General features: G+C 70.3%; 8 protein-coding genes. 6 read left to right on the top strand and 2 right to left on the bottom strand.

Going from position 1 to position 13,427, the window contains the following annotated elements; all coding sequences use genetic code 11:
- Nucleotides 1-86: 86 nt before the first annotated feature.
- The 4 genes from ppk2 (at nt 87) to LJB74_RS00605 (ending at nt 4,050) form a co-directional block, all read left to right on the top strand.
- Entirely contained in the window at nt 87-926 is an 840-nt protein-coding gene (ppk2, locus tag LJB74_RS00620) for a polyphosphate kinase 2 (RefSeq protein WP_259306713.1), read from the top strand.
- 145 nt (nt 927-1,071) lie between these two features.
- On the top strand, nt 1,072-2,187 hold the full coding sequence (locus LJB74_RS00615) for a DUF2092 domain-containing protein (protein ID WP_259306712.1): 1,116 nt from the start codon (nt 1,072-1,074) through the stop codon (nt 2,185-2,187).
- Nucleotides 2,184-3,170: an ABC transporter ATP-binding protein gene (locus LJB74_RS00610; protein WP_259306711.1), complete on the top strand. Its 987-nt coding sequence runs from the start codon at nt 2,184-2,186 to the stop codon at nt 3,168-3,170. Before LJB74_RS00615 ends, LJB74_RS00610 begins: the two co-directional genes overlap by 4 nt.
- A gap of 13 nt (nt 3,171-3,183) precedes the next feature.
- Nucleotides 3,184-4,050, top strand: a complete 867-nt coding sequence (locus tag LJB74_RS00605; RefSeq protein ID WP_396125100.1) for an ABC transporter permease — start codon at nt 3,184-3,186, stop codon at nt 4,048-4,050.
- A gap of 52 nt (nt 4,051-4,102) precedes the next feature.
- On the opposite strand, the gene LJB74_RS00600 is transcribed toward LJB74_RS00605, so the two are convergent.
- Nucleotides 4,103-6,631: a bifunctional diguanylate cyclase/phosphodiesterase gene (locus LJB74_RS00600; RefSeq protein WP_259306710.1), complete on the bottom strand. Its 2,529-nt coding sequence runs from the start codon at nt 6,629-6,631 to the stop codon at nt 4,103-4,105.
- A gap of 147 nt (nt 6,632-6,778) precedes the next feature.
- On the bottom strand, nt 6,779-8,749 hold the full coding sequence (locus tag LJB74_RS00595) for a S8 family serine peptidase (protein ID WP_259306709.1): 1,971 nt from the start codon (nt 8,747-8,749) through the stop codon (nt 6,779-6,781).
- Nucleotides 8,750-9,865: 1,116 nt separating this feature from the next.
- On the opposite strand from LJB74_RS00595, the gene LJB74_RS00590 reads away from it, so the two are divergent.
- Together LJB74_RS00590 and LJB74_RS00585 are read left to right on the top strand one after the other, a co-directional pair.
- A complete protein-coding gene (locus LJB74_RS00590) occupies nt 9,866-12,220 on the top strand; it encodes a bifunctional diguanylate cyclase/phosphodiesterase (protein ID WP_259306708.1) in 2,355 nt (784 codons plus the stop codon).
- 89 nt (nt 12,221-12,309) lie between these two features.
- Nucleotides 12,310-13,380 (top strand): methyl-accepting chemotaxis protein, encoded by a 1,071-nt coding sequence (locus LJB74_RS00585; protein ID WP_259306707.1) that lies wholly within the window; start codon nt 12,310-12,312, stop codon nt 13,378-13,380.
- The last annotated feature ends 47 nt before the right edge of the window (nt 13,381-13,427 follow it).

Here is a 13,427-nt window from a genome sequence, read left to right as displayed (position 1 = left end):
GCCCCTCGCGTGGCGCCCGGACCTGCCGCTCGGTGCGTCGTCGCCACACCCTGCCGCGAGAGCCGTGCAGTCGTAGCATGCCGACCATGGCGAAGAGCCGGAAGGTCGAGAAGGTCCCCAAGACGACAGTGCGCGAGCGGATCCCCGCGAAGGTCTACGAGGCGGAGCTGTTCCGGCTCCAGGCCGAGCTCGTGACCCTCCAGGAGTGGGTCCGGTCCACGGGCCAGCGCCTCGTGGTGATCTTCGAGGGTCGGGACGCGGCTGGCAAGGGCAGCACGATCAAGCGGGTCACGCAGTACCTGAACCCTCGTGTGGCGCGGATCGCGGCCCTTCCCGCCCCGAGCGACCGCGAGCGGACCCAGTGGTACTTCCAGCGTTACGTCGCCCAGCTGCCGGCTGCAGGAGAGATGGTCCTGTTCGACCGCTCGTGGTACAACCGGGCCGGCGTCGAGCGGGTGATGGGGTTCGCCACCAATGACGAGTACCACCGTTTCCTCCACCAGTGCCCGATCTTCGAGCGCATGCTCGTCGAGGACGGCGTCCTGCTGCGGAAGTACTGGTTCTCGGTGAGCGATGCCGAGCAGGAAGCGCGGTTCCGGTCGCGCCTGGGTGACCCGATGCGCCGCTGGAAGCTCTCGCCGATGGACCTGGAGTCCATCACGCGGTGGGAGGAGTACTCGCGTGCCAAGGATCAGATGATGGTCCACACCGACATCCCCGAGGCGCCGTGGTGGGTCGTCGAGAGCGACGACAAGCGCCGCGCCCGGCTCAACATGATCAGTCACCTGCTCTCGACGGTGGACTACCGCGAGGTGCAGCGGCTGCCGATCGAGCTCCCGCCGCGCCCGCCCTCGACCGGCTACATCCGGCCGCCGCGGGACACCCAGAACTACGTCCCGGACCACGCCGGCACGCTGCTGTCGTGACGGACCGCAGCAGGTCCGAGCGGTTCGAGGCGGCAGTGCGGATCGTGACGGATCGTGCACCATCTCTTCACCCGGCACACCGTGCTGGGCGCGGTCGGTGGACGTAGCGTCGTCTCATCGGACTGGTGGTGCGAGAAGGGTCGACATGACACGTCGCTGGGTGCACTGGCTCCCGGCTGCTGTGGTTCCGGCGCTGGTGGGGGTCAGCGGCCTGGTCGGAACCCTGACAGCCGGTGCGACCGCACAGCTCCCGGAGAGATCTCCGGAGCAGGTGCTCGCGATGGTCGCCGGCAGCACGACCCGTGCGTTGTCGGGGACCGTCGCGCAGTCGTCGTCGCTCGGGCTGCCGGCCCTGCCGTCGGGTCTCACGGTGGGGTCGACCGACGCGGCGACCGTCCTCGGGCTGCTGACCGGCTCGCACACGGCGCGCGTCTACGTCGACGGTCCGACGAACGTCCGGGTCCAGGTGCTCGAGCAGCTCGCGGAGCGGGACGTCGTCCGCCACGGCTCGGACGTGTGGACCTACGACTCGTCCACGGGCACCGTCGCGCACCTGACGATCCCCACAGGCTCGTCGGCTGCGCGCGTCGCCACCCCGAGCGATGCCCCGACCGCCGGTGAGGTCCCGACCCCTGGTGAGCTCGCGGGTCGGCTGCTGGCCGCGCTCGACCCCAGCTCGCAGATCACCGTGGGGCGAGACACCCGGGTCGCCGGTCGGTCGGTGTACGACCTCGTCCTGACCCCGCGCACCGCGGACACGCTCGTCGGTTCCGTGGCGATCGCCGTCGACTCGGGGACGGGCGTGCCGCTGCGGGTCCAGGTGTTCGCGCGCGGCCAGGAGGCTCCGGCCTTCAGCGTCGGGTTCACGTCGGTGTCGTTCGCGGCGCCTGCACCTGAGGTGTTCGACTTCGTCCCGCCGGCGGGGGCCGTCGTGCACGAGCGGTCCCTTCCCGCGACGGGCGCCCTCCCAGATCGGGGGAGCGCTGCGGCGCCGACCGGTCCCCGCGTGGCCGGTGCGGGAACCGCCGCGACGATCCCGACGATCAGCGGCAGCGGATGGGCGACCGTCCTCCGTCTCCCTGCGGGAACCCTGCAGGCCGGGACGACCGCGGAGCCGTTGATCGGTCAGCTGACCCACGCAGTGCCGGGTGGGCGGGCACTGACGACCTCGCTCGTCAGCGTGCTGATCACGCCGGAGGGCTCCGTGCTCGTCAGCGCCGTCCCGGTCGAGCGGCTCGAGGCCCTGGCGGAAGGTCGGTGACGTCGCCGTCGTCGGTCGGGCTCGCGATCGAGACGAGCGGACTGACCAAACGATTCGGTCATCAGGCGGCCGTCGACGGCATCGACCTGGCGGTGCCGCGGGGAGCCGTGTACGGGTTCCTCGGGCCGAACGGGTCGGGCAAGACCACGACGATCCGGGTGATGCTGGGTCTTGCGGCGGCGACGAGCGGAACGGTGTCGATCCTCGGCCGATCGATGCCGGACCGGGGGCGTGACGTCCTCCCGCGCGTGGGAGCGTTGGTCGAGGGACCGGCGTTCTACCCGTTCCTGTCCGGTGCGGCCAACCTGCGCCGGCTCGACTCGGCCGACCGGGATGCCAGTCCCGCGACCCGGGCTGCTCGCGTCGCGGACGCCCTCGACCGGGTCGGGCTCACGCACGCCGCAGGCAAGAAGGTGCGGGCGTACTCGCTCGGGATGAAGCAGCGCCTCGGCATCGCGCATGCGCTGCTGTCCCCGCGCGAGCTGCTGGTCCTCGACGAGCCGACCAACGGGCTGGACCCGCAGGGCACCCGCGAGGTCCGCGCACTCGTCCGTTCGCTCGCGGCCGACGGCGCCACGGTGTTCGTCTCGAGCCACCTCCTCGCCGAGGTCGAGCAGATGTGCACGCACGCGGCGGTGATGAGTGCAGGACGACTGGTCGCCCAGGGCACCCTCGACGAGCTCCGTGCCGTCGGACGCCCACGCGTGACGGTGCGTACCCCCGACGTCGACGTCGCTGCTCGTGTCCTGAGGGACCTCGGTCTCGATCCTGCCGCACCTGCGAGCGTCGGCGCCGGACCTGTTCCCGACGGCGAGGATGTCCTGCTCACGGCGCCCCAGAGCGACCCGGGGGTCCCGGCGGAGGCGATCTCTGCCGCTCTGGTCACCGCCGGGGTACGTCTGCGAGGGTTCGGGGTCGACGGCGCGACGCTCGAGGACCGGTTCGTCGCGCTCACCGGGGAGGGGTTCGAGGTTGCCCAGTGAGGAGGACCGACCGGTGGACGCGAGCGCGCCGCAGCCGCGCGTGCAGCGGGGTCTGCGGGCGTCGGTGACGGCGGGACTGCTCGCCTCCGAGCTGGGCGTGCTGTACCGGCGGCGGCGCACCTGGGCGATGCTCCTGGCCCTGGCGGCGATCCCCGTCCTCATCGCTGTCGCGGTGCGCCTCTCGTCCTCGCCGCCGGCACCCGGTCACGGACCGCCGTTCCTCGACCGGGTGACGCAGAACGGGCTGTTCGTGGGGGTCACCGGCCTTGTCGTCTCGATCCCGCTGTTCCTTCCGTTGACGATCGGAGTGGTGGCCGGTGACACGATCGCCGGCGAGGCGGGGCTCGGGACCTTGCGCTACCTGCTGGTCGCGCCGGTGGGTCGGGTGCGGCTGCTCGTCGTGAAGTACATCGGGGCGGCCGTGTTCGCGCTGACAGCGACGCTCGCCGTCGTCCTCACGGGAGCGCTCGTCGGGGCGGCGCTGTTCCCGGTCGGCCCGGTGACGCTGCTCTCCGGGGACACGATCGGGGTGGGCCCGTCGATCGTGCGGGCGTTGCTGGTCGCTGCGTTCGTCACCGTCTCGCTCCTGGGGTTGTCGGCGGTCGGCCTGTTCATCTCCACCTTGACCGAGGTCCCTGTCGGTGCGATGGCGGCGACCATCGTGCTGTCGGTGACGGCTCAGGTGCTCGGGTCGCTCCCGCAGCTCTCGTGGCTCCACCCGTGGCTGTTCACGCGCTACTGGCTCGACCTCGGCGATCTGCTTCGCTCGCCGATCTCCTGGACGTCGTTCGTCGACAACGGGTTGCTCCAGGCGGGCTACGTGGCCGTCTTCGGGGCTCTCGCCTACGGGCGGTTCGTCACGAAGGACGTGCTGTCCTGAACCCGAGTGCCATCATGCCGCGGCGGTGACGGTCGCGGGTTGCGGTGAACGACTAGGCGAGACGGGAGAGCCGCGGCGGGGTGCGGGCCTCGGGTACCGAGGACCCGGTCGGCCGACACCAGGCGGCGACGGCCGATGCAGGCATCGGGTAGGCCACGTGGTAGCCCTGGATGATGTCGGCACCCAGGGTGGCCAGGATGTCCCAGACCGGCTGGGACTCGACACCCTCGGCGACGACGGACAGCCCGAGGGCGTGGCTCATCTGGATCGTCGACTGGAGGACCGTGGAGTTGTGGTTGGGGTCGGACAACCACTGGACGAAGCTGCGGTCGATCTTGACCTCGCTGACCGGCAGTCGCTCGAGGTAGGCGAGCGACGAGTAGCCGGTGCCGAAGTCGTCGATCGAGAGCTTGACGCCGATCGCTGCGAGCCCGTCGAGGATCTCGAGGCTGCGATCGAGGTCGCGCATGATCCCGCTCTCGGTGATCTCGAGCGTGAGCCGATCGGGGCGCCCACCCGACTCGGCCACGAGGCGCTCGACCATCAGGGGCAGCTTGTCGTCGACGAGGTCGCGCGTGGTGATGTTGACGGCGACGGTGACGTCGAGGCCGGCGACGCGCCACACGGCCTGCTGACGCAGCGCCGTCTCGAGCAGGTGGTCGGTGAGTCGTCGGACGAGGCCGGTGCGCTCGGCGACGGGGATGATCTCGGCGGGGGAGACAAGTCCGTACACCGGGTGGATCCAGCGGACGAGACCTTCGACGCCCACCAGCTCGCCGGTGGTCGTGTCGAGCTTCGGCTGGTACCAGAGCGTGATGCCGCCGCTCTCGATCGCCGCCTCCATCTGCGCTGCGAGGGCGAGGCGGCGGTGGCGGCCGGTCTCCGGGTCGGGCGTGTAGGTCTCGATCCCGGTGCCGGCCACCTTCGCCGAGTACATCGCGACGTCGGCGTGAGTGAGCAGGACGTCGCTCGTCTCACCGTGCGCCGGGTAGAGCGCCACGCCGATGCTTCCGCCGACCACGAGATTCACGTCGTTGAGCGCGACAGGCTTCCGGATCGCGTCCAGGAGCGAGACTCCTTGCTCCAGGGCGTCTCCGGGGTCCCCGACGCCAGGGAGGAGGATGGCGAACTCGTCGCCTCCGAGCCGTGCCACGACGCCGGTCGTCGTCTCCTGAAGTCGACGGCCGATCTCCCGGAGGACGTGGTCGCCTGCGTCGTGACCGAGCGTGTCGTTGATCTCCTTGAAGTCGTCGAGGTCGAGCATGAGCATCGCCAGCTCGCCGTGCCGGGCGACGTCCTCGAACCGGGTGTGGAGCTCGCGGCGGTTCGGCAGGCCCGTCAGCGGGTCGTGGCGGGCCTCGTGATCACGGGTCGCGGCGTCCTTGCGCATGATGTCGACGAGGCGCGCGTTCTGCAGCGTGATGGAGGCGTGGCCGGCGAGGGCTTCGAAGAGGTGCAGGTCCTGCTCGCTGAAGCTCCGCCCGGTGAACAGGCGGTCCGCAACGATGAGGACGGCGGTCATACCGTCGATGCCGATCGGGACCGCCATGGCATCGGCGAGCCCGGAGGGCAACCGGGTGCGCGTCCGGTCGTCGCCGCGCTGAACGAGCACACTCGTGCCGCTCGCGGCGGGGCTCCACCACTCGGACGCCCCCTCGCGTCCAGGTGGCGCGCCTTGGGTGAGGACGTCGTCGACCAGGACGACGTGCTGCCCGGGCGAACCTTCGGCGGCGAGCACGATCAGCTCGCCTCGGGAAGAGGCGAGCACGTCGCGCGCCTCGCTGAGCACGGACCGGATCGTACGGTCGAGGTCGACCGAGGCCCCGACCGTTCCGACGAACCGGTAGAGGAGCTCGAGCTGCGAGTAGCGAGCGGCGAAGGCGACGTAGCCGCGGTAGGAGAGGAACACCACAGCGACGACGACACCGAGCAGCGACAGAGCCGCGGGCTCGACCATGAGGAGGACGACGCTCAACAACGCGAGGCTCGTGTTGGCGGCGCTGGCGATGATCCCGCTCCGGGTCGCCTCACGCAGGATGTCCGACGTCCACCCGTCGCCCGCGAGGTAGATGACCAAGGTGACGAGGACGCAGCTGAGGAGGCCGGTCGCGATCATCGCCGTCAGTGCCGCGATCCAGCCGCGAGGATCGGTGGCGAGGGCGGTGCCGAGCACGGCGCGATAGACGAGAATCGCGACCCCTGCCTCGACCCCGAACATCGCCACGTTGAACGCCAGCTTGCTGCCTCGCTGGCGCTCGAAGAGCACAAGGGCGAGACCGCTTCCGACCAGTGCCGCGGCGAGGTAGTCGTTCGGGGACAGGTACACCAGTGCGACGACTGACGGGATCTCACGGAAGGCGAAGGTCCGTGCGCTACGCGCCATCGGCAGGTGGACGACGAAGATCTCCGCGAGGCCGAATCCGACCGCAACGGCCCACCACGGGACGAGGAGTGACGTCGGGCTCGAGGTGAACGGGCGGACTGGACCGAGGAAGAGTGCCGCGGTGCCGACCGCCAGGACGACGATCAGGGCGTTCACCGGCGTCAAGGCGCGCCGCAGCGTGCGTGAGTCCGGTGACATCCGTCTACCCCTTGCCGTCGCGGCGCGGTTCTTATCGATCGTATAGCCCATCGGCACACCGGCCCAGCGAGTCAAGCCATTCGGCCCATCTTCCTCGCAACGCGACGGGGGCTCCAGGCGATCCTGGAGCCCCCGTCGCGCGCCGTGCTAGATGCCCCAACTGCTCGCTGACCAGCGGGTGGACGACCAGCGGGTGGAGGACCAGTCGGCGTCCGACCACCGGGTGGAGGACCAGTCGGCGTCCGACCACCGGGTCGAGGACCAGCGGGTGGAGGCCCAGTCGGCGTCCGACCACCGGGTGGACGACCAGCGGGTCGAGGACCAGCGGGTCGAGGACCAGTCGGCGTCCGACCACCGGGTCGACGACCAGCGGGTGGAGGCCCAGTCGGCGTCCGACCACCGGGTCGAGGACCACCGGGTCGAGGACCAGCGGGTGGACGACCACCGGGTCGAGGACCAGCGGGTGGACGACCAGCGGGTGGAGGCCCAGTCGGCGTCCGACCACCGGGTGGACGACCAGCGGGTGGAGGACCAGCGGGTCGAGGACCAGCGGGTGGAGGCCCAGTCGGCGTCCGACCACCGGGTGGACGACCAGCGGGTGGAGGACCAGCGGGTCGAGGACCAGCGGGTGGAGGCCCAGTCGGCGTCCGACCACCGGGTGGACGACCACCGGGTCGAGGACCAGTCGGCGTTCGACCAGCGAGTCGAGGACCACCGGGTGGACGACCAGTCGGCACCCGACCAGCGGGTGGAGGCCCAGCAGGGGCTCGCCCAACCGAGCGACGTCCAGGTGTCACCGGACCAGCGGGTGCTGTTCCACTCGCCACCGGTCCACGCAGCGCCGCGCGTGGACGCCGCAGCCCAGCGACTGCCGTCCCACGGGGCCCCGTATGCGTCGACCTCACCGGCGAGGACAGATCCTGTCGCCTTGTCCACGACGTGGGTGTCACCGCGCGAGAGCTCGAGCGAGCCGAGCCCGTTGGACGTCGGGTACGTCTGGGCCACCGTCGCAGCGGCGGGAACAGGCGACTCGATCGCACGGGCGATGTTGAGCTCGCCAGCGCCGCGGGCCACGTTCGACTCGGCCGGCATCGGGTCTGCCGAGCGTTCGAGCAGCGCCTTCACCTGGTCCGGGGTGAGCGTCGGGTGAGCCTGCAGCAGGAGCGCGACAGCACCTGAGACGACGGCAGCAGCCTGGGACGTTCCGCTTCCGCGGAAGAGGCGTCCGGAGGTGTCACCTGCGACGAGCCCTTCCGGGTGCTGCTGATCGACGTTGGAACCTGGCACGCGCAGCGAGACGAGGGACTTGCCCGGAGCGAGCAGGTCCGGGTGCCGCGAGGCGTCGCCGGTGTTGGTGAACGTCGACAGCGTGTCGTCGGCGGTGGTGGCAGTGCCGTGGTTGTCGCTCGACCCGATCGCGAGGACGAACGGATCAGCGGCCGGCATCGTGAGCGGCTTCGAGACCCCGTCGTTGCCCGCTGCGGCCACGACGACGATCCCGGCTTCCCAGGCGTTCTCGACAGCCTTCGCCAGGGGGTCGATCTCGTACGGCTGCTTGGTGTTGGTCCCATAGGAGAGGTTGATGACGCGGACGTTCATGCCGTTGTCGTTGCGGTGCTGCACGATCCAGTCGATCGCGGCGATCACCTGAGAGACGTCGGTCGTCCCCTCGGAGGAGGACACCTTCATGTTCAGCAGGCTCGCGCCGGGGGCGACGCCCACGAACTGCTTCGGGTTGTCGAGCGTGGCCGTCGTCACGGAGTCGTCCCGGCCGGCGATGATCCCCGCCATGTGCGTGCCGTGACCGTAGGCGTCGAGGTACCGCAAGGAGTCGGACTGACCGTCGAACGACAGGTCGGGACCGTTGATGACCTTGCCTGCCGTGTCGAGGCCTTCGACTGGTGCGATGCCCGTGTCGACCAGCGCGACCGTGACGCCCTTGCCAGTGATCGGCCGGCCTTGGGCATCGGTCATGTCCCACGCGTCCTGCGCGCCGATCGCCTTGGTGAGGTTGTACATCGATCCGAGATCGGTCGTCGCGTCCCACGTGCCGGAGGTCGCGACGGCCTTATCTGCTTCGGAGGACCCCTTGTTGTCGCCCCAGGTGCTGTCGAGCAATGACGCGGGCGCCGTTGTCGCGGTAGCGTTCGGGTGGGGTTCGACTCCGTAACTGGTGCCTGTCACGGTGACTGTTGCGGCGAGCGCCAAGGCAAGTGTTGCGGCAACAGGAGTACCGACGCGGTTCATGTCCACCTTCTGTGCATTGTTCAGTCCTCCAGGGTCAAGGCGAGTCGCCGTATGCGAACAGCATAGGGGATGACACCGAGAATGTGGAGCCGACTGGGGTAAATGTCCTTTTCGACATCGCAGTAATGGTGATGACCGACCGCAGACAAGTCGGTTCTTGGAGCGTGCCCAATTCCGCTCGCGTTTACTCCGGCGCCACCCGCAATTGGTTGAAAGTTAGATTCTTTTGATCTCGCGATGTGGCAGACGACGTCGTCGACCCCGTTGGTCGGACGCGGCCAGCTCGGTCGGTTGCCTACGATCAGACCTGGTCACGAGCGGTTCGGCCTCGTCGGGCAGTGAAGATGCCCGGCATCGGTTCGGGTCGTCGTGTACGTGGAGATGGTTCGGTCCGACGCTGACTCGGTCCGCCTTCCGCCCGTCGGCTGCGGGTGATGCCGATCGCCTTGCGCGTGGGAATTGGCAATGGTACTGACGCGTTGCGGAGGGCCTTCGCGGGTGCGTGCCGGTGAGGAGCGCGAGACGTCCATCTGCGGCGCGGAAGCCGACGCGCGAGCAGGTGCGCGGAATCTGAAACTCCGTGCCCGACGGGTCTGCGTGAGCGGGCGATCACAGACCGCCATGAGCCGGGTCGACGCGTGGGCCTTGGACGAGGTGCGCGGATGAGCCAGGTCACGCCCTGCGGATCGGCGGAGCGGGTGAGGCGCGGCAGGGCGCTCACGGGTGTGCGGCGGGTGAGGTCGACGCCCGATCGCGCGGCGACGGGCGGGTGAGGAGGCAATGTCCTGGCGGGTGAGACGCGAATAGCTTCCGTCTCTTCACGCCGTTCTTGTGCAGCGTCCCGAGCGGGTGGTGCACGCGACGCCGGACACTTACCGTCAAGTCGCCTCGTCGTCGAGCCGATATCCACAGCGAAGGGTGGACAGACCGAGGTCACCCGGGCGTCGCCGCCAGGACTCCTCCCGACACCGAGGATGGGATGCGTCGATGATGACTCTCGACCGGGTCGACCCGTCCGGTGCGCGCGTGAGCCGAACGCTCGGGCTGGCCCCGTGGCTCGTCCTGCTCGTCGTCGCGGTTCTCGCCGTCGCCGCCACCGACGTGGCCTCCGCGGGCCGCTTCCAGCTCGGTGCGGCGGTCGCCCTCGTGCTGCTTCTCGTCTGGCGACTGGTGCGCGTCGGAGCACGCACCACCGAGCGCCGGCGCCCACTCACCCTGCTGGCTGCAGGCCTCACGCTGTGGTCGGGGGCCGACGTCCTCACCGGGGTGGCTCGGACCCTGGACGTCGATCTGCCGGCGGGGCTCGACGTGGGAGTCCGGGCAGCGGGAGCCGCCGTGCTCGCGGCGTTCGTGCTCACCGACGCATCGCGCCGGCTGATCACGTCACCAGCGGTTCGGCTCGAGGTGATCGTCGTGTGGGTAGGCGTCTGCCTGGTCGTGTTCGCCGCGACGACGGCCGTGCCAGGGGGCTTCATCCCTGCGGGAGATGCGCGGGTCACCGACGTTCTCTCCCACCTGGGCGACGTCGCGCTCGTCTCGCTCGTCCTCAGTCGGGCGGTGCTGCGTCAACGCGACCGGTCGGTGCGGACGGGTGTTCTGCTCCTGGGTTTCGTGGCGCTGATGGTGGCTGACAGCGACATCGTGACGGGGTCGTCACGTACTCCGTCGACCGTTGGGCTGCTGGTCGTCCTGATCGGCGGCGCCGGCCTTGCGGCGATCGTCGGTGCGGCGTGTGCGACGCCGCCACCCGCTGCGGCGACACCGCTCCCGCGTCAGACCCCTCGCGCCGTACCGGTGGCCGCGGCAGTCGCGGTCGTCGCGCTCGTGGGTGACCCGACCGGCGCCCCCGGTTGGACGATGCGACTCCTCGCTCTCGTGACGTTGGTCGCGACGGGGGCGCGCCTCACCCTCGCGCTCCGGGACGCGCAGGGAGCGGCGGAGGCGACCCGTCTGTCGCTGACCGACGATCTGACCGGCCTGCCGAACCGGCGGGCGCTGCTTGCTGCCGCTGACGACGCGCTGCGCACGACGTCACCGATCGGTGTCCTCCTGCTGGATCTGGACGGTTTCAAGGACGTCAACGACAGCCTCGGTCACACCATCGGGGACGAGGTGCTGGTCGCGCTCGCGCAGCGGATGCGTGCGGCGACGGATCACCGCGTGATGGTCGCTCGGCTCGGCGGCGACGAGTTCGCGCTGCTCATCTCCAGCGTGAACCGGGAGCACCTCCTCGAGACCGCGCAACGGGTGCGCGCTGCCCTGCGGGAGCTTCTCCGCGTCGAGAGCTTCGACCTGTCGATCGATGCCTCGGTCGGCATCACGATGCGTGAGCAGAGCGAGACGTCGTCCACCGAGCTGCTGCGTCGCGCGGACATCGCGATGTACGCGGCCAAGAGCGCGCATGCCGGGGTGGTGTTCTTCGACCCGGCACAGGACGGCTTCTCGCGTCAACGGCTTCGTCGTCAGGAGGAGCTCCGGGAGGCTCTCGCCGAGGGCCAGCTCGTGGTGTGGTACCAGCCGCAGATCGATGCGCGGACGCGCGCCGTCGTGGCGATGGAGGCGTTGATCCGGTGGTGGCATCCCACGGAGGGGTTGCTCGCGCCGGTCGCGTTCCTCGCGGACGTCCGTCGTGCGGGGCTGATGCCGGCGCTCACCGAGCTGGTCATGCGTCGGGTCGTCGACGACGCGCGTCGATGGCGGAGCGAGGGGCTGACCTTCCGGGTCGCGATGAACTGCGCGCCGCCTGAGCTCGTCTCGGGCGAGCTGCTCCCGCAGCTGTTCGCGGCACTCGCCGCGGCGGACCTGCCTGCGGACTCGATCCTCGTCGAGGTGACTGAGGACTCGTTCCTCGCCGATCCTGAACGGACTCGCGACGCGCTGCACGAGCTCCACTCCCATCACGTGCAGGTGTCGGTCGACGACTACGGCACGGGGTTCTCATCGCTCGCGTACCTACGCGACCTGCCGGTGCAGGAGCTCAAGCTCGACCGATCGTTCATCGCTCCCGTCGTCCACGACGAGCGCAGCCGGATGATTGTCCGGACGACGAGCGAGATGGCGCGAGCGCTCGGACTCCGGCTCGTGGCGGAGGGCGTCGAGAGCCCCGAGGTGGCCGCAGCCCTTCTGCCGCTCGGCGTCGACGTGTTCCAGGGCTACTGCGTCGCGCGCCCGATGCCGGCGGACGACGTCTCCGCGTGGACCCGTCGCTGGACGGCCGAGCACCGCCTTGCACGTGGGCACGGACGCACCGCCCACGGTGGCGGGTTCACGATCCCGGCGGCTCGTTCCCGGGTGAGCCCGGCCGACGCGTCACGGTCCAACCGGGACGAATCCGCGCGCTGAGGTTGCTCATGGCAGGGGTGCGACTGCCGATGTCATGCGTGAGCGCGACCGATCCGGCGTCGCGCCCACGTACGAAGGAGAAGCTCTCGATGTTCCGCCTGAGCTCGCGCGCGCCGTCCGATGTCGACCCGCTGATCTCCCGCGTCGGCGCGTTCGAGATCCTCGAGGCGACTCCCGCCGCGCTGATGGTGCTCGACACCGACGGCACGATCGTGCACCGCAACCGCGCAGGTCTCGCCCTCGGCGAGAAGGTCGGCGCAGAGCGTGGCGCGGCCGTGCTGGCCGCGCTCCGCGACCAGCTCGCGCAGATCGTCCGGATCGAGCGGTCGTTCCCGGTGACCCGGACGGTTCACGCCAACGAGGGTGGGCAGCACGCCGACGCCGAGGTGGTCGTGGACCGGTTCGACGGCGGCTTCACCGTCGTGTGGCGCGACGTGACGGCCGCGCACGACGTCGCACGGACCACGAAGTCGGTGGCCGGGGAGCTGGAGGCGTCATCTGCCTCGCTGACCGCCCTCGGTGACCAGATCGCCGCCGGCGCGGGCGAGGTGTCCAACAGGGCGGGCGCCGTCGCGGCCGGCTCGGAGCAGATGTCGGCCAGCATCCGCGAGATCGCGGTGAGCGCTGCCGCGGCCGCTAGTGGGACGAGCACGGCAGTCGGCGCGGCGGGCGTGGCGAGCGAGCGGCTGGCCAAGCTCGGCGAGTCGAGCACGCGGATCGGCACTGTCAGCAAGCTGATCACCGCGATCGCCGAGCAGACCAACCTCCTCGCGCTCAACGCGACGATCGAGGCCGCACGTGCGGGCGAAGCCGGCAAGGGCTTCGCGGTCGTCGCCGGCGAGGTCAAGGACCTCGCGGGTCGCACGCGCAGCGCCACGGCGGAGATCACCGAGATGATCGCGGCGATCCAGACGGACAGTGCGGACGCGGCACGGGCGATCAGCGACATCCTGCGGCTGATCGACGAGATCGGGGCACAGCAGACCACGGTCGCCGGTGCGGTCGAGGAGCAGACGGCGGTGGCGAGCGAGATGAGCGCGAGCGTGGCGGCGGTCGCCGACGCGGCATCCGTCTCGGCCAACGCGGTCGGTGAGCTCCGACGGTCTGCCGACTTCGTCACCGCGAAGGCCGCTGAGCTCCACGCGCTCGTCGCGGACTGACCCAGGCGGTGGTCGGCGGTATCGTCTGACGACCCCACTTCCGGCCC

Origin of the sequence: Cellulomonas sp. P24, assembly GCF_024704385.1 — a bacterium.
Classification (GTDB): Bacteria; Actinomycetota; Actinomycetes; order Actinomycetales; family Cellulomonadaceae; genus JAJDFX01.
Note: the sequence above shows the minus strand (reverse complement) of the source record. Positions and strands in the feature narration are given on the sequence as shown.

Bases quoted from the DNA above. Each gene is read 5' to 3' on its own strand.
- ppk2 (WP_259306713.1), top strand. From the start codon at position 87: ATGGCGAAGAGCCGGAAGGTCGAGAAGGTCCCCAAGACGACAGTGCGC.
- LJB74_RS00615 (WP_259306712.1), top strand. From the start codon at position 1,072: ATGACACGTCGCTGGGTGCACTGGCTCCCGGCTGCTGTGGTTCCGGCG.
- LJB74_RS00600 (WP_259306710.1), bottom strand. From the start codon at position 6,631: ATGTCACCGGACTCACGCACGCTGCGGCGCGCCTTGACGCCGGTGAAC.
- LJB74_RS00590 (WP_259306708.1), top strand. From the start codon at position 9,866: ATGATGACTCTCGACCGGGTCGACCCGTCCGGTGCGCGCGTGAGCCGA.
- LJB74_RS00585 (WP_259306707.1), top strand. From the start codon at position 12,310: ATGTTCCGCCTGAGCTCGCGCGCGCCGTCCGATGTCGACCCGCTGATC.